Annotated in this window: 22 protein-coding genes; 9 read left to right on the forward strand and 13 right to left on the reverse strand. The window is 64.3% G+C overall.

Features of this window, described 5'->3' with window-relative positions; all coding sequences use genetic code 11:
- Positions 1–237: 237 nt before the first annotated feature.
- A complete protein-coding gene (locus ACWTU9_RS07810; RefSeq protein WP_454585904.1) occupies positions 238–657 on the reverse strand; it encodes a hypothetical protein in 420 nt (139 codons plus the stop codon).
- Between the two features lie 13 nt (positions 658–670).
- Positions 671–880 carry a SlyX family protein gene (locus tag ACWTU9_RS07815; protein WP_455857806.1) on the reverse strand — a complete coding sequence of 70 codons (210 nt, stop codon included), beginning with the start codon at positions 878–880 and terminating at the stop codon, positions 671–673.
- A 216-nt stretch (positions 881–1,096) separates the two neighbouring features.
- Here ACWTU9_RS07815 and ACWTU9_RS07820 point away from each other — a divergent pair, with 216 nt between their 5' ends.
- The 6 genes from ACWTU9_RS07820 to deoA all read left to right on the forward strand — a co-directional run bounded on the left by ACWTU9_RS07820 (position 1,097) and on the right by deoA (position 7,397).
- Positions 1,097–2,629 (forward strand): ABC transporter ATP-binding protein, encoded by a 1,533-nt coding sequence (locus tag ACWTU9_RS07820; RefSeq protein WP_455857807.1) that lies wholly within the window; start codon positions 1,097–1,099, stop codon positions 2,627–2,629.
- Complete coding sequence (locus ACWTU9_RS07825; protein ID WP_455857808.1) at positions 2,626–3,765, forward strand: ABC transporter permease; 1,140 nt, start codon at positions 2,626–2,628, stop codon at positions 3,763–3,765. Before ACWTU9_RS07820 ends, ACWTU9_RS07825 begins: the two co-directional genes overlap by 4 nt.
- Before the next feature lies 1 nt (position 3,766).
- Positions 3,767–4,738, forward strand: a complete 972-nt coding sequence (locus tag ACWTU9_RS07830; RefSeq protein ID WP_023671125.1) for an ABC transporter permease — start codon at positions 3,767–3,769, stop codon at positions 4,736–4,738.
- Positions 4,739–4,851: 113 nt separating this feature from the next.
- Entirely contained in the window at positions 4,852–5,244 is a 393-nt protein-coding gene (cdd, locus tag ACWTU9_RS07835; RefSeq protein WP_112624279.1) for a cytidine deaminase, read from the forward strand.
- Positions 5,245–5,256: 12 nt separating this feature from the next.
- Complete coding sequence (locus ACWTU9_RS07840; RefSeq protein WP_455857809.1) at positions 5,257–6,078, forward strand: purine-nucleoside phosphorylase; 822 nt, start codon at positions 5,257–5,259, stop codon at positions 6,076–6,078.
- On the forward strand, positions 6,078–7,397 hold the full coding sequence (gene deoA / locus ACWTU9_RS07845) for a thymidine phosphorylase (RefSeq protein ID WP_455857810.1): 1,320 nt from the start codon (positions 6,078–6,080) through the stop codon (positions 7,395–7,397). The genes ACWTU9_RS07840 and deoA overlap by 1 nt, the downstream gene beginning before the upstream one ends.
- Before the next feature lie 10 nt (positions 7,398–7,407).
- Here deoA and ACWTU9_RS07850 read toward each other — a convergent pair whose 3' ends face one another.
- The 3 genes from ACWTU9_RS07850 to ACWTU9_RS07860 all read right to left on the reverse strand — a co-directional run bounded on the left by ACWTU9_RS07850 (position 7,408) and on the right by ACWTU9_RS07860 (position 9,837).
- The gene (locus tag ACWTU9_RS07850; protein WP_455857940.1) at positions 7,408–7,971 is read right to left on the reverse strand and encodes a TIGR02281 family clan AA aspartic protease; all 564 of its coding nucleotides are present in this window, start codon (positions 7,969–7,971) and stop codon (positions 7,408–7,410) included.
- A 129-nt stretch (positions 7,972–8,100) separates the two neighbouring features.
- Positions 8,101–8,730 carry a uracil phosphoribosyltransferase gene (gene upp / locus ACWTU9_RS07855; RefSeq protein ID WP_095084682.1) on the reverse strand — a complete coding sequence of 210 codons (630 nt, stop codon included), beginning with the start codon at positions 8,728–8,730 and terminating at the stop codon, positions 8,101–8,103.
- A gap of 135 nt (positions 8,731–8,865) precedes the next feature.
- Positions 8,866–9,837 carry an adenosine deaminase gene (locus ACWTU9_RS07860; protein ID WP_455857811.1) on the reverse strand — a complete coding sequence of 324 codons (972 nt, stop codon included), beginning with the start codon at positions 9,835–9,837 and terminating at the stop codon, positions 8,866–8,868.
- Between the two features lie 134 nt (positions 9,838–9,971).
- Here ACWTU9_RS07860 and ubiE point away from each other — a divergent pair, with 134 nt between their 5' ends.
- The 3 genes from ubiE to coaBC all read left to right on the forward strand — a co-directional run bounded on the left by ubiE (position 9,972) and on the right by coaBC (position 13,918).
- Entirely contained in the window at positions 9,972–10,748 is a 777-nt protein-coding gene (gene ubiE / locus ACWTU9_RS07865) for a bifunctional demethylmenaquinone methyltransferase/2-methoxy-6-polyprenyl-1,4-benzoquinol methylase UbiE (RefSeq protein WP_455857812.1), read from the forward strand.
- A 43-nt stretch (positions 10,749–10,791) separates the two neighbouring features.
- Positions 10,792–12,366: a 2-polyprenylphenol 6-hydroxylase gene (gene ubiB / locus ACWTU9_RS07870; protein ID WP_455857813.1), complete on the forward strand. Its 1,575-nt coding sequence runs from the start codon at positions 10,792–10,794 to the stop codon at positions 12,364–12,366.
- A gap of 79 nt (positions 12,367–12,445) precedes the next feature.
- Positions 12,446–13,918, forward strand: coding sequence for a bifunctional phosphopantothenoylcysteine decarboxylase/phosphopantothenate--cysteine ligase CoaBC (coaBC, locus tag ACWTU9_RS07875; RefSeq protein ID WP_455857814.1), 1,473 nt, complete (start codon positions 12,446–12,448; stop codon positions 13,916–13,918).
- Positions 13,919–13,928: 10 nt separating this feature from the next.
- Here the strand turns inward: coaBC and ACWTU9_RS07880 are convergent, their stop codons facing one another.
- The 8 genes from ACWTU9_RS07880 to ACWTU9_RS07915 form a co-directional block, all read right to left on the reverse strand.
- Positions 13,929–14,294, reverse strand: coding sequence for a VOC family protein (locus ACWTU9_RS07880; RefSeq protein WP_454585892.1), 366 nt, complete (start codon positions 14,292–14,294; stop codon positions 13,929–13,931).
- 67 nt (positions 14,295–14,361) lie between these two features.
- Positions 14,362–15,798 carry an MFS transporter gene (locus tag ACWTU9_RS07885; RefSeq protein ID WP_455857815.1) on the reverse strand — a complete coding sequence of 479 codons (1,437 nt, stop codon included), beginning with the start codon at positions 15,796–15,798 and terminating at the stop codon, positions 14,362–14,364.
- Between the two features lie 183 nt (positions 15,799–15,981).
- Positions 15,982–16,464 carry a DUF992 domain-containing protein gene (locus ACWTU9_RS07890; protein WP_455857816.1) on the reverse strand — a complete coding sequence of 161 codons (483 nt, stop codon included), beginning with the start codon at positions 16,462–16,464 and terminating at the stop codon, positions 15,982–15,984.
- A 91-nt stretch (positions 16,465–16,555) separates the two neighbouring features.
- Positions 16,556–17,029 carry a DUF992 domain-containing protein gene (locus ACWTU9_RS07895; RefSeq protein WP_454585889.1) on the reverse strand — a complete coding sequence of 158 codons (474 nt, stop codon included), beginning with the start codon at positions 17,027–17,029 and terminating at the stop codon, positions 16,556–16,558.
- Between the two features lie 274 nt (positions 17,030–17,303).
- On the reverse strand, positions 17,304–18,158 hold the full coding sequence (locus tag ACWTU9_RS07900) for a tetratricopeptide repeat protein (protein ID WP_455857817.1): 855 nt from the start codon (positions 18,156–18,158) through the stop codon (positions 17,304–17,306).
- Between the two features lie 207 nt (positions 18,159–18,365).
- On the reverse strand, positions 18,366–18,644 hold the full coding sequence (rpsU, locus tag ACWTU9_RS07905; protein ID WP_023671138.1) for a 30S ribosomal protein S21: 279 nt from the start codon (positions 18,642–18,644) through the stop codon (positions 18,366–18,368).
- A gap of 176 nt (positions 18,645–18,820) precedes the next feature.
- Positions 18,821–19,207 (reverse strand): SET domain-containing protein, encoded by a 387-nt coding sequence (locus tag ACWTU9_RS07910; RefSeq protein WP_454585887.1) that lies wholly within the window; start codon positions 19,205–19,207, stop codon positions 18,821–18,823.
- 110 nt (positions 19,208–19,317) lie between these two features.
- Entirely contained in the window at positions 19,318–20,076 is a 759-nt protein-coding gene (locus ACWTU9_RS07915) for an SDR family oxidoreductase (protein ID WP_455857818.1), read from the reverse strand.
- Between the last annotated feature and the right edge of the window lie 88 nt (positions 20,077–20,164).

Below are 20,164 nucleotides of genomic sequence, written 5' to 3' on the forward strand. Positions count from 1 at the left end.
AGCCCGGCGGTTTTGTTTTGGGGGCAGGGCGGATCGCGTTGGGTAGCGCCAGCCCCCTCTCCGTCTCGGGCTTCGCCCGAGCCACCTCTCCCCCACTTTGTGGGGCGAGGAAATGCTAATCGCAGAGGACGCGGCCTTCATAGGCTTGGGTTCCTCGCCCCCGCGGGAGCGGGGGAGAGGTGGCTCGGCGAAGCCGAGACGGAGAGGGGGAGCGACTTATGCGACTTGCTCCGCCGATCAAGGCAGAAGCACACCACCCGCCGACAACACGCCCACGAGATAACCCAGCGCAAACACCACGATCAGTGCAATGGCGATGGCGAAGCCTCGTCGGCCGCCAAGCGAATGCACGCCGACACCGTAGGGGCGGCGCTCCAGCCTGCTGATCACCGGCGTGGGCTTTATCTCGTCCTGGCCGACAACGCGCATCTGCGGCATTTCGGCGATGCGCTGCGAGATCAGCCGCCAGCGATCGCTGCCGCCCGACGGCCGCCCCGTGCGATCGAAGACATGCATGCGCTCGGCCAGCCGCATCACCGTGTCGCGGAAGGCAGGATCGATCTCGAGGTCGCGCTCGGCGCGTTCCCGGTCGCGCTCGTTCATCAGGCCAAGCACATAGTCGCCGGCACGCGCAACGCGATCGCTTTCACTGGCCATCGGCTTCTCCTTGCTACCAGTGTGGTGGTCTGGTTATCGGCACATCAGGCGCCGACTGTTCCTCCAGCGCCATGAAGCGCTCGGTCAGGGCATCGAGCTTGCGCTGCATGCGCTCGATCACCTGCCACTGCTCGGCGATCTGGCCCGACAGTTCCTCGATGGTCTTTTCCTGTTCAGTGGCACGGATTTCCAGCGTCGTCAGCCGGTCGGCAGGCATGATCATCTAAAAAATCCTTCGGTCCTGGCGTACACGGTTGCAGAATGCTGCGGACATTGAACCTTGTATATTAGTGAATGCGAAGGTCTCCGGCCACGTTCGAAATTGACAATCGCACCGGGATTTGTCGAGAGTGGTCACTGCGCCGCCAATTGGCACAGACGGGGCATCATGCTAGGCGTTTTGACCAAGCGATAAAAAAATAAGAGTGGGACAGGCTGCATGGCGCAAGCCGCAATCGAACTGATCGGCATCAACAAGAGTTTTGGCGCCGTTCGCGCCAATCGCGACATCAATCTGGAGATCGCGCGCGGCACCATCCACGGCATTGTCGGCGAGAACGGCGCCGGCAAGTCGACGCTGATGTCGATCCTCTACGGCTTCTACCAGGCCGATAGCGGCGAGATCCGCGTCGGCGGCAAGCCGGCGTCGATCAAGACGTCCAACGACGCCATCGCGCTCGGCATCGGCATGGTGCACCAGCACTTCATGCTGGTCGACAATTTCACCGTGCTGGAAAACATAATCCTGGGCGCCGAGAGCGACGCGCTCTTGAAGAAGAGCATCGCCAAGGCGCGCTCCGAACTCGAACGCCTGGAACGCGAATACGGGCTGGAGGTCGACCCCGACGCGATCATCGAGGAACTGCCGGTCGGCCTGCAGCAGCGTGTGGAAATCCTCAAGGCGCTCTATCGCGGCGCCGAGATACTGATCCTCGACGAGCCGACGGGCGTTTTGACGCCGGCCGAGGCCGACCATTTGTTCCGCATCCTCAAGCAATTGAAGGAGCAGGGAAAAACGGTGGTGCTGATCACCCACAAGCTGCGCGAGATCATGGCCATCACCGACAATGTCTCGGTCATGCGCCAGGGCACGATGGTGGCGACGCGCGAGACCTCCAAGACGACGGTGGGGGAACTCGCCGAGCTGATGGTCGGGCGGCGCGTGCTGCTGCGGGTCGAAAAGGGCGAGGCGGAAGCCGGCGCCGTCAAGCTCGCGGTCAAGAACCTGACGGTGAAGGATTCCCGCGGCGTCACCATGGTCGACGACATCTCCTTCGATATCAAAGCCGGCGAGATCGTCGGCATTGCCGGTGTGGCCGGCAACGGCCAGTCCGAACTGCTGGAGGCGATTTCCGGCATCAGGCATGCCGTGTCAGGCTCGGTCATGCTCGACGGCAAACCGATCGACTTGACGGGCAAGGCCGATCCCGGCGAATTGCGCGATCGGGGCCTGGCGCATGTGCCGGAGGATCGCCACCATGTCGGGCTGGTGCTGGCCTTCGAGGAGAACGAGAATTCGATCCTCGGCTATCATGACGACCCGCGCTACCTCAAAGGGCCGTTCCTCAACATCGATGCGATCATGGCCGACGCCAAGGACAAGATCGAGAAATACGACATCCGGCCCGGCAATCCGCGCCTGAAGACGGCCAATTTCTCCGGCGGCAACCAACAGAAGATCGTGCTGGCGCGGGAAATGGAACAAGACCCCGGTGTTCTCATCGTCGGCCAGCCGACGCGCGGCGTCGATGTCGGCGCCATCGAATTCATCCACAAGCGGCTGATCGCCATGCGCGACCAGGGCAAGGCGGTGCTGGTGGTGTCGGTCGAACTCGACGAGATCCGCTCGCTGTCCGACCGCATCCTGGTGATGTTTGCCGGCCGCATCGTCGGCGAGCGCGGCCCCGAGGCCACCGAAGGCGAGCTTGGCCTGCTGATGGCGGGTGTCGAGCGCCAGGAGGCGGCGCAATGAGCACGCCTTACGCCAAATTGCCCGCCTGGGCCGATTATGGGCTGATCCCGCTGATCAACCTGTCGGTGGCCTTCATTGTTGCCGGTTTCGTCGTCATGCTGGTGGGCGAAAACCCGTTCCGCGCCGCGGTCATCCTCGTCGAAGGGGCCTTCGGCAAGGGAACCGGCATTGCCTTCACCCTGTTTTATGCCACCACCTTCATCTTCACCGGCCTGTCGGTTGCGGTGGCCGCGCATTGCGGCCTGTTCAACATCGGCACCGAGGGCCAGGCCTATATTGCCGGCCTTGGCGTTGGCGTGGTCTGCCTCGCCTTCGACAGTGTGTTGCCATGGTGGCTGACTTTTCCGCTGGCGATCGCAGCCGGGGCCGCGGTCGGCGCGTTGTGGGCGCTGATCCCGGCCTATCTGCAGGCCAAGCGCGGCTCGCACATCGTCATCACCACGATCATGTTCAACTTCATCGCCGCCTCGATCATGGTCTACCTCCTGGTCGGGCCATTGAAGCCGGCTACCTCGCAGGCGCCGCAGACGCGAAACTTCCTTGCCGGGGCGGAGCTGCCCAAGCTCAACTGGATCATCGAACTGTTCGGCGCCAAGATACGCTCGGCACCGTTCAACATCTGCTTCCTGCTGGCGCTGGTGATGGCCTTCCTGGTCTGGCTGCTGATCTGGCGCACCAAGCTCGGCTACGAGATGCGCACCTACGGCCACAGCCCGAAAGCGGCGCGCTATGCCGGCATTTCGGAGACGCGCATCATCATCATCGCGATGATGATCTCGGGCGCGCTGGCCGGTATGATGACACTGAACCCGGTGATGGGCGACCAGCACAATGTGGCGATCGACTTCGTCTCCGGCGCCGGCTTCGTCGGCATCGCCGTGGCGCTGATGGGCCGCCTGCATCCGGTCGGCATCGTGCTGGCGGCGATCCTGTTCGGCATGCTCTACCAGGGCGGCGCCGAACTTGCCTTCGAGATGCCGGCGATTTCCCGCGACATGATCGTCATCATCCAGGGCCTGGTCATTCTGTTTGCCGGTGCGCTGGAGCACATGTTCCGGCCCTACGTCCAGGCGCTGTTCGCTTCGTTCAGTCCAAGGTCGGTCGGCATGGAAGCGGTCAAAGGGAAGGGCGCCTGAGATGGATGTGTTCATCGCCATCGTGCAGATACTCGACTCGACGATCCGCCTGTCGGTGCCGCTGCTGCTTGCCTGCCTTGCCGGCCTCTATTCCGAACGCGCTGGCGTCTTCGATATCGGGCTGGAAGGCAAGATGCTGGTCGGCGCGTTCGCCGGTGCGGCCGCAGCTTCGGTGTTCCATTCGGCCTTCCTCGGTCTCGGCATGGCGATCGTGATGTCGGTCGCCTTTGCCCTGGTGCACGGCTTCGCCTCGATCACCCACCGCGGCAACCAGATCGTCTCCGGCGTGGCAATCAACTTCGTCGCCGCCGGCTCGACCATCATTCTGGGCCAGGCCTGGTTCCAGCAAGGCGGGCGCACGCCGGCGCTGCAGCCGGGCGAGCGCTTCGAGGCCATCACTCTGCCAGGTGCTGCCGCCATCCACGACGTGCCGATCATCGGACCGATCTATTCCGAGCTTTTGTCCGGGCATTCGATCCTGGTCTATCTCGCTTTCGCCATGGTGCCGTTCACCTGGTGGGTGCTGTTTCGGACCCGCTTTGGGCTCAGGCTGCGCGCTGTCGGCGAGAACCCGGCCGCCGTCGACACCGCCGGCATCTCGGTCGCGTGGCTGCGCTACCGGGCGCTCATCTGCACCGGTATCCTCACCGGCATCGCCGGCGCCTATCTGTCGATGGTGCAGAATGGCGGCTTCGTAAAGGATATGACCGCCGGCAAGGGCTACATCGCGCTGGCGGCGCTGATCTTCGCCAAATGGCGGCCGGTCAACGCCATGTTCGCCTGCCTTCTGTTCGGCTTCCTCGACGCGGCGGCGATCCGCCTGCAGGGCTCGCCGCTGCCGCTCATCGGCAAGGTGCCGGTCCAGTTCATGCAGGCCCTGCCCTATGTGCTGACCGTGATCCTGCTGGCCGGCTTCATCGGCAAGGCGATCCCGCCACGCGCCGGCGGCGTGCCCTATGTAAAGGAACGGTGATCCAAGTACGCTAGTCCGAGACCGCTGAGCCGAACCTGCGGCTCGGCGCTTGAAAGGCGCCAGGAAACGCAAAGCGCCGGGTTTTGACCATGATCGTCGGAGAGAACACCTGAATGTCGCATGATCTGTTCGAAGCCGCGCAGGAGGCCATGGCCAAGGCCTATGCGCCCTACTCGAAGTTTCCGGTGGGGGCGGCGTTGCGCACCGAGGACGGCCGTGTCTTTACCGGCGCCAACATCGAGGTCGCGTCCTATCCGGAAGGCTGGTGCGCCGAGACCACGGCGCTCGGCCATTACATCATGGGCGGCGGCGGCAAGATCGTGGAAATCGCCGTCATTGCCTCGCGCATGGCCAAGTGCTCGCCCTGCGGCGGCTGCCGGCAAAGGCTGGCGGAGTTCTGCCGGCCGGATACGAAACTCTACCTCTGCGACAATAGCGGCGTGGTCGAGACCGTGACCATGGGCGACATGCTGCCCTACGGATTCCGTGGCGACATTTTGAAATGAAGATTGGCTGACATGAAAGAAGCTCTGGACCATCTTGTCGAGAAGCTGGACGGGTTGGCGCCCACCACCGCCATGGTGCTGGGGTCGGGCCTTGGCGGGCTTGTCGACCAGGTCGAAAATGCCGTGCGCGTTTCCTATGCGGACTTGCCGGGTTTCCCCAGAAGCGGGGTTACCGGCCATGCCGGCGAGGTGGTGGCGGGGCTGTTTGCCGGCACGCCGGTGCTGATGCTGTCGGGCCGCGCCCACTATTACGAGCACGGCGTTGCCGCGGCGATGCGGCCGGCGCTGGAAGTGCTTGCCGGCATCGGCATCACCAAGCTGATCCTCACCAATGCTGCCGGTTCGGTCGATCCCGACATGCCGCCGGGATCGGTAATGCTGATCACCGACCACATCAATTTCTCCGGCTCCAACCCGCTGATCGGCGAGCCGAGCGATCGCCGCTTCGTCGGCCTGACCGAAGCCTATGATGCCGGTCTGCGCGCGGCCATCGAACGCGCCGCAAAAGCTACGGGAACCAAGCTGCATCAGGGCGTCTACATGTGGTTTTCCGGCCCGTGCTTCGAGACGCCGGCCGAGATCCGCATGGCGCGCATCATGGGCGCCAATGCGGTGGGCATGTCGACCGTGCCGGAGGTCATCCTTGCCCGTTTTCTTGGGGTTCGCGTTGCCGCCTGCTCGGTGATCACCAACCTTGCCGCCGGTATGACCGGGGCGGAGCTGTCGCACCAGGAGACCAAGGACATGGCGCCGATCGGCGGCGCGCGGCTGGCGACGATCCTTGCGCATGTGTTCCAGGACGGGTTGCCGGAGCCGAAGGGCGACGGCGCCTGATGCTTCCGCAGGAAATCATCCGCCGCAAGCGCGACGGCCAGAAACTGTTGGGTGAGGAGATTGCGACCTTCGTTGCCGGCGTGACCTCGGGCAGCGTCTCGGACGGCCAGGTCGGCGCCTTTGCCATGGCGGTGTTCTTCAACGGCATGAGCCGCGATGAGGCGGTGGCGCTGACGCTGGCGATGCGCGATTCCGGCGACGTGCTCGATTGGTCGGACCTGCCGGGTCCGGTCACCGACAAGCATTCGACCGGCGGTGTCGGCGACAATGTCTCGCTGATGCTGGCGCCGATCGTCGCCGCCTGCGGCGCCTATGTGCCGATGATCTCCGGCCGTGGTCTCGGCCACACCGGCGGCACGCTGGACAAGATGGACGCCATCCCGGGCTATGTCAGCCAGCCGGACATCGCGCGCTTCCGCAAGACCGTGCTCGAGACCGGCTGCGCCATCATTGGCCAGACCGCCGATCTCGCGCCCGCCGACCGCCGCCTCTACGCGATCCGCGACGTCACCGGAACGGTGGAATCGGTGCCGCTGATCACCGCCTCGATCCTGTCGAAGAAGCTGGCGGCAGGCCTGCAGTCGCTGGTGCTCGACGTCAAGGTCGGCAATGGCGCCTTCATGGAGAAGTCGCGCGACGCGACCGCACTGGCCAACAGCCTGGTCGAGGTCGCCAATGGCGCCGGCCTGAAGGCCTCGGCGCTGGTCACCGGCATGAACGAGCCGTTGGCGTCGGCAGCCGGCAACGCGGTCGAGGTGCGCAACGCCGTCGACTTCCTCACCGGACGTTTCCGCGACAAGCGGCTGGAGGACGTGACGCTGGCGCTGGCCGCCGAGATGCTGCAATCGGCGGGGTTGGTATCGTCGCAGCAGGACGGTCTCAGGCGCGCGACCGAGACGCTGGCCGGTGGCCGCGCGGCGGCCGCCTTCGGCCGCATGGTCGCAGCCCTTGGCGGTCCCGCCGATTTCGTCGAGAAGCCAGAGAAATACCTGCCCAAGGCGGCAGTGGAGTTTCCCGTCAAGGCGAACGGCAATGGTTTTGTCACCGGCATTGCGACACGCGATATCGGCCTTGCCGTGGTAGGGCTCGGTGGCGGGCGGACGCGGCCGGACGACAGGATCGATCATGCGGTCGGCATCACCAGGCTGCTGCCGCTCGGCGCCGAGGTGCGGGCGGGCGAGCCGCTGGCGCTGGTCCATGCCCGGACGGAAGCGGAGGCCGAAGCGGCCGCGGCTGCCATACTCTCGGCCTATACAGTTGGGGGTTCAAAGCCGGCCGCCGACAAGACCGTCATCCGGCGGGTGCTGGCGCGCGGGTAGCCGCGACGCGCTACTGCACGAGCAGCAAGGTGCCGTTTTCGACCTGGTATTTTGCCAGCCGCTGCAAAAAGCTCATTCCGATCAGGTTGGTGCGAAGCGCCCTGTCGTCGAGGACGACGGCCTGGATGTTATCGATGCTGATCTTGCCGATCTGCAGGCGATCGATGTTGACCACGGCGGCCCTGATCGCGCCGTTGGCGGTGTTGACCTGATGGCTGAAATCCGACGGGCTGAGCGAGATGCCGATGCGGCGCGCCGTCGAGGCGTTGATGGCGACCAAAGTGGCGCCGGTGTCGATCATGCCGTCGACCTGGCGCCCGTTGAGCTTGAAGGCCGAGGTGAAATGGCCGCGCTCGTCAGCCGCCACCGTGACCTTGCGGCCGGTGGGCAGGGGTGCGGCCGGTTTGTCGGGAACCGAGACGAGGTTCAGCTCGGGCTGCGGTTCGGCGGCCGGCTTGCTGGCGACGGTCGACTTCAGCAGGCCGTCGAGGATCTGCGGGTTCTGCTGGTAGACGATCGGGATTGACGCCGATGTTCCGGCGAAAACGCCCAGAATGAGAAGCTTGCGCAGCATGAATGGACCTTCGTGAAGGCCCATTCTCGCGCGTCCATGGTGTTTGCCGCTTTAATGTCGGCCCGAAACCGCGGCTTTGCGTAAACGGTTGGTAAACGACGGAATGTCAGCTGGCTTTGCCAGCCGTCGTCATTTGGTCCCGTACATGCGGTCGCCGGCGTCGCCGAGGCCGGGCATGATGTAGCCCTTCTCGTTGAGCTGGCGGTCGATGGAGGCGGTGAAGACCGGGACATCCGGATGCGCCTTGGTGAAGCGCTCGATGCCTTCGGGCGCCGCCAGCAGGCAGAGGAAGCGGATGTTGGTGGCGCCGCGCCCTTTCAGCTTGTCGATGGCCGCGATGGCCGAATTGGCGGTGGCCAGCATCGGGTCGACGACGATCACCAGCCGGTCGGCGAGATCGCTCGGGGCCTTGAAGAAATATTCCACCGCCTCCAGCGTTTCGTGGTCGCGGTAGAGGCCGATATGGGCGACGCGCGCCGCCGGCACCAGGTCGAGCAGGCCTTCGAGCAGGCCGTTGCCGGCGCGCAGCACCGAGGCGAAGACCAGCTTCTTGCCCTCCAGCGTCGGTGCCTCCATGGTCTCGATCGGCGTCTCGATGGTGGTCGTCGTCAGTTCGAGGTTGCGGGTGACCTCGTAGCCGAGCAGCAGCGAGATCTCGCGCAGCAGCCGCCGGAAGCCGGCAGTCGACGTCTCCTTCTTGCGCATGATGGTCAGCTTGTGCTGGACAAGCGGGTGGTCGACGACGGTGACGCCCTGCATGGGTTGCTCCGAGCTGGGTGGTGAATGGTGAATAGTGAATAGTGAATGGTAAGCCGGTTTGCGAGTCTTTTGCGAGTTGTCCAACGGCGATGCTTGAGGGGCACGTCCAGCCCCCGACCATTCACCATTCACCATTCACTTCTTCGCATCGAGCCGTGCCAGCAATGCGCTCTTCGTCTTCCTGTCGACGAAAGCCGCCTCGATCGCCGTTCGCGTGACGGCGGTCAGTGCCTTTTCGTTCATGGCGAAATGTTCGGCGGCAACGTCGTATTCGCGCTTCAGCGAGGTCCAGAAATAGGGCGGATCGTCGGAGTTGAGCGTCACCTTGCAGCCGGCTGCCTGCAGCGCGGGGAGGGGGTGGTCGGCGAAACTGTCGTAGACTTTGAGCGCGATGTTGGAGCCGGGGCAGCATTCCAGCACCACGCCTTCGTCGGCGATGCGCCTGACAAGGTCGGGGTTTTCGATGGCGCGCACGCCATGGCCGATGCGCGAGGGGCGGATGTGGTCGAGGGCGGCCTGCACGGTCTCCCAGCCGGTCAGTTCGCCGGCATGGATGGTGATGCCGAGGCCGGCTTCCCGGGCGATCTCGAAAGCCCTGACATAATCCTCCATCTCGCCCATGCGCTCGTCGCCGGCGACGCCGAAGCCGGTGACCAGAGGATTGCCGCAGCGCGCCGCAAAGCGGGCCGCCTTTTCGATCGATTCGACGCCGACATGACGCACGCCGGTGACGATCATGCGGCCCTCAATGCCGGTCTTGGCCTTGGCGCGCAGCATGCCTTCGCCGAGCGCGTCGGTATAGGCCTTGGGCGACAGCCCGGCCCTGACGGCATGGTCCGGCGAGGTGAAGACTTCGGAATAGATGGCGCCGTCGCGGGCAAGGCTGGTCAGATAATGGTCGGCGAGGCGGGCATAATCCTCCTCTGTGCGGAACAGGTCGGCGGAAAAATCGTAAGCCGCGAGGAAAGAGGTAAAGTCGTGCCAGACGAAGGAACCGTTCTGGATATAGAGCGAGGCGTCCTTGCCGTATTTCTGCGCCTGGCGGATGACGAGCTCTGGCGCCGCTGCCCCTTCAATGTGGCAGTGCAGTTCTGCTTTCAAAGGCATTCAAACATCCCGTCGGTCAGTCCAGGTCTTGAAAACCCGCCACCTGGAAGCGCGGCTGAACACCGCGCCTTAAACAATAGCGCCCGCACCATCGATCGGCTATGGTCCCGCCGGTTTTATGACGGATGAAAATAATGTCAGTTGAGAGAACCACGGCCGCGGGCGGCATGGAAACCTCCTATGGTTTCAGGAGCGTAGGGCCAGGCGACAAGCAGCCCTTGGTCAACGACGTTTTCCACAAGGTGGCGAGCCGCTACGACCTGATGAACGACCTGATGTCGGCCGGACTGCACCGGCTGTGGAAGGATGCCATGGTGACATGGCTCAACCCACCGAAACGTCCGGGCTGGAAAGTGCTCGACGTGGCCGGTGGCACCGGCGACATCGCCTTCCGCATCGTCGACGCCAGCCATGGCAACGCACATGCCACGGTGCTCGATATCAACGGCTCGATGCTGAGTGTCGGCCGCGACCGGGCCGAGAAAAAGGGCCTGTCCGGCAATACCGATTTCGTCGAGGCCAATGCGGAAGAATTGCCTTTCGCCGACGGCACATTCGACGCCTACACCATCGCCTTCGGCATCCGCAACGTGCCGCGCATCGATGTGGCGCTGACCGAGGCCTTCCGCGTGCTGAAGCCCGGTGGCCGCTTTTTGTGCCTGGAATTTTCCGAGGTCGAGATGCCGCTGCTCGACAAGGTCTACGAGGCCTGGTCGTTCAATGCCATTCCGCAGATCGGCAAGATGGTGACCGGCGACGGCGAGCCCTATTCCTATCTGGTCGAATCGATCCGCAAATTTCCCAACCAGGCGAACTTTGCTGCCATGATCACCCGCGCAGGCTTCGATCGCGCCTCCTTCCGCAACTATTCCGGCGGCATTGCCGCCCTGCATTCGGGCTGGAAGCTTTGAGGCAGGCAAGCTTGAAGCAAGACGCTTTGCAGCGGGTCGGGTCATGAGCAGCGTCGGCGCCGCCTTTCGGCTCGTACGGGCCGGCTGGGTGCTGGTCCGTGAAGGCGTGATCGCGGCACTTCCGGGCGACGAACTCGCCGGCCTGCCGAAATTCGGCTGGCGCATGGCCAGGCTGTTCACCCGCCGCCGCGCGCTCGCCTATCAACGCAGCGACCGGCTGGCCAAGGCTGTGGTCCGGCTCGGGCCCTCCTATGTCAAGCTCGGCCAGTTCCTGGCGACGCGGCCCGACGTCGTCGGCAACGACATGGCGCTCGACCTTGCCATGCTGCAGGACAAGATGCACACCTTCCCGCAGGCTGAGGCCGTGGCGGCGATCGAGGGCTCGCTCGGGCGCAAGATCGGCGAGCTCTACACCGAGTTCGGCGATCCGGTCGCAGCGGCCTCCATCGCCCAGGTTCACCCCGCAGTAGCCATCCACGATGGCACGGCCACCACGGTGGCGGTGAAGGTGATCCGGCCGGGCGTGCGCCGCCGCTTCTTCCAGGATCTAGAAAGCTATTTTCTCGCCGCCCGCCTGCAGGAGAAATACATCCCGTCATCGCGCCGGCTGCGGCCGGTCGAGGTGACGGAGACGCTAGCGCAGACCACCAAAGTCGAGATGGATCTCAGACTAGAGGCGGCAGCGCTTTCGGAGCTTGGCGAGAACACCAAGGACGATCCAGGCTTCCGCGTGCCGTCGGTCGACTGGGAGCGCACCGGCCGCGACGTGCTGACCATGGAATGGGTCGACGGCATCAAGATGAACGACCTGGCCGGCCTCGCGGCGGCGGGCCACGATCTCAAGGCGATCGCCACCAATCTGATCCAGTCGTTTCTGCGCCACACGCTGCGCGACGGCTTCTTCCATGCCGACATGCATCCGGGCAATCTGTTCGTCGAGGCCAATGGCGATATCGTCGCCGTCGATCTGGGCATTGCCGGGCGGCTCGGCAAGAAGGAGCGCCGGTTCCTCGCCGAAATCCTCTACGGCTTCATCACCCGCGACTATCTGCGTGTCGCCGAGGTGCATTTCGAGGCCGGCTATGTGCCGCGCCAGCACAATGTCGCAGCCTTCGCCCAGGCGATCCGCGCCATCGGCGAGCCGATCCATGGCCAGCCGGCCGAGACCATCTCGATGGCCAAGCTTTTGACGTTGCTGTTTGAGGTCACCGAACTTTTCGACATGGCGACGCGGCCGGAACTGATCCTGCTGCAGAAGACCATGGTGGTGGTTGAAGGCGTCGCGCGCACGCTCGACCCGGCCTTCAACATGTGGAAGACGGCCGAGCCGGTGGTGGGCGGCTGGATTGCGGGCAATCTGGGGCCTAGCGGCCTGCTCGCCGACGCGCGCGACGGCGCCAAGGCGATGCTGGCGCTCGCCCGCCAGGCGCCAGACCTTGCCGCCCGTACCGAGCGGCTGTCACGCGAGATCGACCTGATGGCCGAGCACGGCCTGCGCTTCGACGAGGCGACATCGCGCGCCATCGGCAAGGCCGAAGCGCGTTACACGCGCTCCGGAAGGCTGGCGCTGTGGGTGATCGCGCTGACGCTGGTCTATATCGCTTGGCGGATTTTCTAGCGCCTAGGCGGAACAGCTTGCCCCGAAATGATTGCATTGCTATCGTTGCAAGCGCGTCGGTCGCTCGGAGTGCAATCATATGGCCAGCATCACCATTCGAAACCTTGACGATGAGGTCAAGGACCTGTTGCGCCGGCTTGCGGCGGAGAATGACCGCTCGATGGAAGAGCAGGCGCGGGTGATGATCCGTGAAGCGGTCGAGGGCCAGCTTGGCCCTTCCGGCCGCATCGACCAGATCGAACAGACGCTGCGCGAACTGGCGAACGCACGCAGCCCGATAGCGCCGACTGCTGCTGCGGCCAGCAAGGTCGCGGCGCGGGGCGGCCTTTCCGGCAAGCGCATCCTGCTGATCATCGGTGGTGGCATTGCCGCCTACAAGGCACTCGACCTGATCCGTCGGCTGCGCGAGCGCGGTGCGGCGGTGCGCGTGGTGATGACATCGGCGGCGCAGGAGTTCGTCACCACGCTGTCGGTCGGGGCGCTGTCGGCCGATCATGTCTTCACCGAACTGTTCGACCGCAAGGACGAGCACGATGTCGGCCATATCAGACTGTCGCGCGAGGCCGACCTTCTGGTGGTGGCGCCCGCTACGGCCGACCTGATGGCCAAGCTCGCCAACGGCCATGCCAACGACCTCGCCTCGACCGTGCTTCTGGCCACCGACAAGAAGGTGCTGATGGCGCCGGCGATGAATCCGAAAATGTGGTCGCATGCCGCGACCCGCCGCAACCGGGCGACGCTCGGCAAGGACGGCATCGCCTTTGTCGGCCCGGCCAAGGGCGAGATGGCGGAAAGCAACGAGGCGGGCGAAGGCCGCATGGCCGAGCCGCTGGAGATCGTCGCGGCGATCGAGGCACTGCTGGACACCAAGCCGAAGCCGCTCTCCGGCCGCAGGATCATCGTCACCTCAGGGCCGACGCATGAGCCGATCGACCCGGTGCGCTACATCGCCAACCGCTCGTCGGGCAAGCAAGGCCATGCGATTGCGGCGGCGCTGGCGAGGCTTGGCGCCGATGTCCAGCTGGTCTCCGGACCGGTCAGCATTGCCGATCCAGCCGGCGTCGCCACGGTGCATGTCGAAACGGCGGCTGAGATGAAAGACGCGGTCGAACAGCTTTTGCCGGCGGACGCCGCGATCTTCGTCGCGGCGGTCGCGGACTGGCGCACCGCCGGCGCCGCTGGCGAGAAGATCAAGAAGGTGGCCGGCGAGGGGCCGCCGGCGCTGCAGATGGTCGAAAACCCCGATATTCTCGCCGGCGTCGGCCATCACAAGCAACGGCCGGGGCTGGTCGTCGGCTTCGCCGCCGAGACGCAGGATTTGATTGCCAATGCCGAGGCCAAGCTGAAGAAGAAGGGCGCCGATCTCATCGTCGCCAACGACGTCTCGCATGAAAGCGGCGTCGGCCCTTCGGGTGTGATGGGCGGCGACCGCAACAAGGTGCGGATCGTTTCGAAAACCGGTGTCGAGGAATGGCCTGAAATGACTAAAGACGAGGTGGCGGCACGGCTCGCCGCGCTCATCGCCGAGCGGCTGAAGACCGTCGTGGTCTGATCGTCGCGGCTCAGCCTTCCTCGAAGAGTTCGATGCAGTTTCCGGAGGGATCCAGAATAACGAGTTGCGAACCGCCAGGGCCGGTCCTCAGCGGGACTCTGATCTTGCAACCGGCAGCTTCGATGCCGGGCAGGCGGGATTTCAAATCCTCGGTGACCAGGACTATTCTGTTCCAGCCCCCGGCCGAAGGTGTCTCGCCCTCGGCGGTGGGCTGCGCGGCCGACGAACGGGGACCGGCAAGCCAGAGCGTCAATGGACCATGCCTGACGATGGCCATTGCCGGCCCATATTGCGCTATCAGTTCGAACTCCAGGATATCTTTATAAAAATCGATTGCTTCCTGAACATCACGGACAAAGTACCGTACGGCGGACATCGGCTCATCCTTGGCGTCGCTCCGGGATCGTCCGCAAACTAGCCAATCCGCAGTCGAGTTCCAACATCTAGTTGGTCGCTTCCCGCAGCCGATCCGTCGCGCCCCAAATCCTCAGCGCCGCCAGGCAGCCGACAATGCCGAGCGGCACGAAGGCGAGGAACAGCCAGCCGGCGACGCTGGCCGCGGCATCGCGGTTGAGCCCCGCGGAGAAGCCGCTGGCATTGGCGATGATGCCGGCGACGGCGGCGCCCACGGCGTAGCCGATACGCTGCATGGTCGGCACTGCGGCCGAGGCAATCGTCTGCTCGCCCTCGCGGGCCGAGGCGACGATGATCCGCGTCAGGAACGGCCAGGTGACGCCGAACCCGCCGCCTTGCAGCAGGGCGCAGACCAGGATCAGGGGGATCGACCCCGACGGGATCGACCAGGCGAAACCGGCGAGGCCAGATGCAATCATCAGCGCGCCGATGACGATGATCTGCCGCTCACGCTCCAGCGGCGCGTTGGCGACGACAATCGACAGGATCGACCAGGCGATCGATTCGGCGGCGATGATGTAGCCGGTGGTCAGGATCGGGATGCCGTGCAGCGTGGTCAGAAGCAGCGGCCCGTAGATCGAGAAGGAGACCGTCGCCACCGAAAAGGCGGCGACCACGGTCATGCCGCTACCGACCGGCGAGCGCCACGAAAACAGCTGCGAGGGAAACAGCCGCGAGCGCGGCTTCATGGCGTCGACGAAGACGAACAGCGCCAGGCCGGCGAGGCCGAGCACGAGCAGCAGCGACGAGCGCAGCAAGGCGACATCGACGCCGGCGGTGGCGATCAAAATGACGGCGGTGGCGAGACAGCCAAGCGCGGCATAGGGGAAGGGCGGCGAGGTGCCGGCAGCGGCTTGCGGTTTCGTCGCTTCCGGCGTGTTCAGGAAGATAAAGCTCGCCAGCGCCATGGCAATGCCGCCCAGTACGAAGACGCCGAAGGCCCAGCGCCAGGACAACAGCTCGACCATGATCGCGCCGAGCATCGGGCCGCTGAAGGCGGCAACGCCCCAGATCGCCGACATGATGCCGAACAGCTGCGGCCAGATGTTGCGGTCGAACAGCCGTTCGACAGAGACGAAGGCCAGCGACACCAGCGCGCCGCCGCCCAGTCCCTCGACCAGCCGGCCGGCAAGAAACACCGGCATGGATGGCGCGGTGGCGCAGACCAGCGCGCCCGCGGCATAGAGCAGAGCGGCGACCGTGACGTTGGAGCGGAGCGCGACATAGCTGACCAGGCGGCCTGCGGCAGCGCCGGCGACGATGGCGCCGAGCTCATAGACCGCCAGCGACCATCCGACGAACTGCACGCCGGCGATATCGCCGACCATGGCCGGCATCACCGTCGCCACCATCGTTTCGTTGGTGGCGTGCAGCAGGATGCCGAGGCTTATGAAGCAGAAGCGCGCGAGGTCGCCGCTTGCCCACAATGCCTGCCAGTCGACTTTGTTGCCGGTGATTTCAGTCATTCTTTTTACCCTGCCTTTGCATATAGCGGTGCCGGCGCATGGCACCAGAAGCCAGTGGGGATTTCCGGCGGGGCCATGCGCGTTGTCTCAGTCAGGGCAGGCTTCTAGAACCTCAAGTGCAGTTGAGTTCAAGCGGGTTTTTTGTCGAGATGCCACGAAGCGGCGGGTGGCTCCTTCTGCTGCTCAATTCTCGGTGCTGCGCAGCTGGAACTGGCCGACGCCGATGGCGATGTTGACGCCCGTCTGCGTCTGCAGGCTGAGCGGCTGCAGCGTGAAGGCCTGCGAGGAGCCGCCGACCAGGAGATTGGCGCCGGCGCCGACCGCCGCCGTCACTTCGGCGCTGGCGCCGACATAGTCGCCGGCCAGTGCACCCGGCGCATAGATGTTCTTCAGCGGCGTCAGCACCAGCCATTGCATGACCGTCTGCTTGGTGGTGCCGATATCGAGCCCGTATTTGTTGATGGCGCCGAAATAGGCTTCCGGCGAAAAGCTTTTGTCGGCCGGCGTGAAGGTGCAGCTCAGATCCTTGCTGGAGCCGAAGATGAAGCCGGTGCCGCCGCCGATGGCGCATTCGAGCACGCCGAGTTCGATGCCCTGATCCTGCGCCCGGGCCTGCCCCGTCCAGGCAATGGCGACGATGGCGGCGGCAATGATCGTCTTGAGCACGGCGGTTCCCCCCAAAAAAGCATGCGGCGCGAAACAGTATCCTGTTCCGCGCCGCACGTAGAGGGATCAGTCGATGCTTATTTGCCGATGCTTACTTGAACGAGTGGATCAGCTCCAGCGAGGTCACGGCGACCGCCACGTTGACGCCGGTCTGTGCCTGCACGCTGAGCGGCTCGAGCACAAAGGCGCCGTCCAGCCCGCCGACCAGCAGGTTGGCGCCGCCGCCGGTCACGACGCTGGCCTCGGCATTGACGCCGTAATAATGGCCGGCAAGATCGCCCTCGTCATGGCCGCGGGTGGCGGCCAGAACCGCCCACACCAGCTGGCCCTGATGGGTCTGGCCGACATCCACGCCCAGCTTGGAGATCATCCCCGTGTACTGCTCGGCCGGCCCATGATGATAGGGGCGGAATGTGCAGGCGACGCCCTTGTTCGAAGTGACAACGTAGCCGACGCCGCCATCTATGGTGCAATCGAGCGTGCCCAGCCGAAGCGTGCCGGCGTTGACGGGCGTGGCAAGGGCGGTGGCGGCGAGTGCCGCAGCACAGATGATTTTCTTGATCATGGGTCAGTCCTTTCAGAAATTGCCTTCAACAACGGTTGAATGGCCCGGAGCGTTCCGCTGAAAACTTGGCGCGATCAAGGCAAGGGTTAACGCTTTGTCCTCGGTGGTTAAGATTGGGTGATGGCGTGTCGGCCAGAGCTCAGTGGCGCCACAGGCGCCCAAGCGCCGACCAGGCCTTGTCCAGTGGGCCTTTGCTGCTGCACGGCTCGCCTTGCGGCGACCTGCACAGGGAAGTGAACACTGTCGGATAAAACGTTCCGAACCGGCTGGGTTATCAGCCGGCGGTGGCGCCTGACGTGCGCGACAGGCCGTCCTTGGCCGGCTGGTAGGTCGGGTCGAGATGGACGGCTTCGCGATAGGCTTTCGACGCTTTGACCTTGTCGCCGCGGCGCTCGTAGATCAGCGCCTGATTGGACCAGGCCTCGGCGTTCTTGCCGTCGAGCTTGATGGCCATGTTGAAGTCGGAGAAAGCGTTGTCCTCGTCGTTCATGGCGAGATAGGACAGGCCGCGGCCGTTATAGGGTTCGGCGGCATCCGGCGCCAGCGAGATGGCGGTCGAGAAGTCCTCGATGGCAAACTTGTGCTGGCCCTGGCTCTGATAGATCAGGCCGCGATTGTGGTAGGCGCGGGCATCGGTCGTGTCGAGCTGGATCGCCTTCTGGAAATCGTTGAAGGCCTGCTGCGTCTGGCCGGCCTTGCGATAAAGGTTGCCGCGGCCGATATAGGCGGCGTCATAATTGCCATTGATCTGGATCGAGCGATTGTAGTCAGCGAGGGCGGCGGCCTGGTTGCCGAGGAAGCGCTGGATCAGCGCCCGGTTCGAATAGGCCTGGTAGAAATTCGGGTTGAGCTGGATGGCGGTGTCGAAATCCTTCAGCGCCGCCTGGTACTGGCCGCCGCGGCCATAGGCCGAGCCGCGCACATTGTAGCCTTCCGGATCCTGCGGATTGCGTTGGATGACCGCCGACAGCGAGGAGATGTTCTCGGTCGAGCCTTGCGCCTTGTCGATGTTGTTGAACTCGCCGGTCGGGACGCTCTGGCAGCCGGCAAGCACCAGGCCGGAGATCAGGGCTGCCGTCAGGGCGAAACCGCGCATTGTGGTTCTGCGCTCTACGCTGATTGCGTTCATGTCTGCCCTGTCCTCACTTCAGCCGCGTCGCTCAGTCCAGTCCCCCTCCGGGCCGGGTCACAGATTGCCGTAACAAAATCTAGAGCGTCGTTTGCGCGTTCAAGGGAACGCCCTCCAACAAAAAGGCGGCGCTCTAAACAAAAAGGTGGCGGCGATTCCGCATCGCGCCACCTCAAGGTATCCTTCGAAAAGGACGAAAAATTGGCGTCAGAACCGCGGCGGGCGCGGAGCACCACCAGGACCACCGGCGGCGCCGGCAGCGACCGGGCGCGGCGTCATCGGCAGCAGGCCTTCGCGCTGGGCGCGCTTGCGGGCCAGCTTGCGGGCGCGGCGAACGGCTTCGGCCTTTTCACGGGCGCGCTTCTCGGAAGGCTTCTCGTAATGGCCGCGCATCTTCATTTCGCGGAAAATGCCTTCGCGCTGCATCTTCTTCTTGAGAGCGCGAAGCGCCTGATCAACGTTGTTGTCGCGGACGAGTACCTGCACGGGCAATCCTGTCTTTCGGGTTTGATATCAACAGGCAAGCGGCCATAGCCACATGCCTCCGCGGCGATTTACACCACGAATTGTGGCGGCTGATAGCAGAATCAGGCCGCGCTGTCCACACTCGAAATGAAGGACAACCGCCAATTTCCCCTGGTCGCCCCGAGATAGGGCGCCAATTAGGCGCTGGCCAGATGAAGCCGGGCGAAATCCTCGAAGAATTCGCCGTAGTCGCAGGTGATTTCCTCGCCGGCTGATATATCGCGGGTGGCGGTGGCGCCGCCATATTGCGAAAAATCCGTGTTCGGCCGTTCGGCGTGATTCATGAAGCGGCCATTGTCGACCTCATAGACCATGAACCCGGGGCGGTCCGGGCTCGGATAGGCGTAGCGGTCGAGCAATTCCCTGAGATGCGGCGGTGCCGCCTCGTATTTGTCCATCGGGATCAGCCGGTCAAAATCCGGATCGAGCCGCCAGATCGAGGCGCCCTTCCTGATCGGCTCGGCAGCGAACACGCCGACGCCTTCGATTGCGCTCTGGGCGACATAGGTCCTGATCAGCAGCATGTCCGTCCTCGAAGTCCTCTCTCCAAACCGAATCGCCAAATCGCTTGGAAAAAGCAAGTCCGGTTTCGCGCTCTATGGCTGATCGATGCGGGCAATGACCGCGAAATGCTTCACGTCCGGGTGATCGAGATGCCGCCATCGGCAAACAGCGCCGATCCGGTGGTGAAGCTCGACGCGTCCGACGCCAGGAAGAGCGCCGCGCGCGCGATCTCTTCAGGCTCTGCGACGCGCTTCAAGGCATGCAGGTTTTCGACGAAACTACGCGATTCCGGCGTCTTGAATGTTGCCGACGGCGTGTCGGTGCCGCCTGGCATCAGCGCGTTGACCCGCACGCCTTTGGGCCCATATTCAGCGGCCAGTACCTGCGTCAGGCCGATCAGCCCGGCCTTGCTCGCGGCATAGCTGGTCATGCCCGGCATGCCGACGGTGTTGCCGACGAAGGTAGAGGTGAATATCAGCGATCCGCCACCGTGCTCGACCATAGCCGGCACCTGGTATTTCGCGCCGAGAAAGGCACTGGTCAGATTGGCGTCGAGCGTCTCGCGCCAACCCTCGAGCGACAATTCTGAAATCGGACCCATCGTGCCGACGGCGCCGACATTGTTGAAGGCGATATCGAGCCCGCCGAATTTCTCGACGGCCAGCTCGACAAGGGCTTTTGCATAAGCCTCGTCGGTGACGTCGCCGGCCAGCACGACTGCGCTGCCGTCGGCCTCCTCGATCTCAGCGACCAGCGCGTCAAGCTCGGCCTGGCGGCGGGCCGCGACAACGACCTTGGCGCCTTCCTCGGCAAAAAGCTTTGCCGTGGCGCGGCCGATGCCGGAACTGGCGCCGGTGACGATGGCGACCTTGTTGGCGAGTGCGAACATTATCTGCATCCTTTGCTTCGCGCCGGCTTTGCCAGCGATCGGATGCTTGGTCGCAAATCGAAGCAGCGCGAGCCACCCGATACGTGCA

The organism is Mesorhizobium sp. 128a, from assembly GCF_053848025.1.

Bases quoted from the DNA above. Each gene is read 5' to 3' on its own strand.
- ACWTU9_RS07810 (WP_454585904.1), bottom strand. From the start codon at position 657: ATGGCCAGTGAAAGCGATCGCGTTGCGCGTGCCGGCGACTATGTGCTT.
- ACWTU9_RS07815 (WP_455857806.1), bottom strand. From the start codon at position 880: ATGATCATGCCTGCCGACCGGCTGACGACGCTGGAAATCCGTGCCACT.
- ACWTU9_RS07820 (WP_455857807.1), top strand. From the start codon at position 1,097: ATGGCGCAAGCCGCAATCGAACTGATCGGCATCAACAAGAGTTTTGGC.
- ACWTU9_RS07825 (WP_455857808.1), top strand. From the start codon at position 2,626: ATGAGCACGCCTTACGCCAAATTGCCCGCCTGGGCCGATTATGGGCTG.
- ACWTU9_RS07830 (WP_023671125.1), top strand. From the start codon at position 3,767: ATGGATGTGTTCATCGCCATCGTGCAGATACTCGACTCGACGATCCGC.
- cdd (WP_112624279.1), top strand. From the start codon at position 4,852: ATGTCGCATGATCTGTTCGAAGCCGCGCAGGAGGCCATGGCCAAGGCC.
- ACWTU9_RS07840 (WP_455857809.1), top strand. From the start codon at position 5,257: ATGAAAGAAGCTCTGGACCATCTTGTCGAGAAGCTGGACGGGTTGGCG.
- deoA (WP_455857810.1), top strand. From the start codon at position 6,078: ATGCTTCCGCAGGAAATCATCCGCCGCAAGCGCGACGGCCAGAAACTG.
- ACWTU9_RS07850 (WP_455857940.1), bottom strand. From the start codon at position 7,971: ATGCTGCGCAAGCTTCTCATTCTGGGCGTTTTCGCCGGAACATCGGCG.
- upp (WP_095084682.1), bottom strand. From the start codon at position 8,730: ATGCAGGGCGTCACCGTCGTCGACCACCCGCTTGTCCAGCACAAGCTG.
- ACWTU9_RS07860 (WP_455857811.1), bottom strand. From the start codon at position 9,837: ATGCCTTTGAAAGCAGAACTGCACTGCCACATTGAAGGGGCAGCGGCG.
- ubiE (WP_455857812.1), top strand. From the start codon at position 9,972: ATGTCAGTTGAGAGAACCACGGCCGCGGGCGGCATGGAAACCTCCTAT.
- ubiB (WP_455857813.1), top strand. From the start codon at position 10,792: ATGAGCAGCGTCGGCGCCGCCTTTCGGCTCGTACGGGCCGGCTGGGTG.
- coaBC (WP_455857814.1), top strand. From the start codon at position 12,446: ATGGCCAGCATCACCATTCGAAACCTTGACGATGAGGTCAAGGACCTG.
- ACWTU9_RS07880 (WP_454585892.1), bottom strand. From the start codon at position 14,294: ATGTCCGCCGTACGGTACTTTGTCCGTGATGTTCAGGAAGCAATCGAT.
- ACWTU9_RS07885 (WP_455857815.1), bottom strand. From the start codon at position 15,798: ATGACTGAAATCACCGGCAACAAAGTCGACTGGCAGGCATTGTGGGCA.
- ACWTU9_RS07895 (WP_454585889.1), bottom strand. From the start codon at position 17,029: ATGATCAAGAAAATCATCTGTGCTGCGGCACTCGCCGCCACCGCCCTT.
- ACWTU9_RS07900 (WP_455857817.1), bottom strand. From the start codon at position 18,158: ATGAACGCAATCAGCGTAGAGCGCAGAACCACAATGCGCGGTTTCGCC.
- ACWTU9_RS07910 (WP_454585887.1), bottom strand. From the start codon at position 19,207: ATGCTGCTGATCAGGACCTATGTCGCCCAGAGCGCAATCGAAGGCGTC.
- ACWTU9_RS07915 (WP_455857818.1), bottom strand. From the start codon at position 20,076: ATGTTCGCACTCGCCAACAAGGTCGCCATCGTCACCGGCGCCAGTTCC.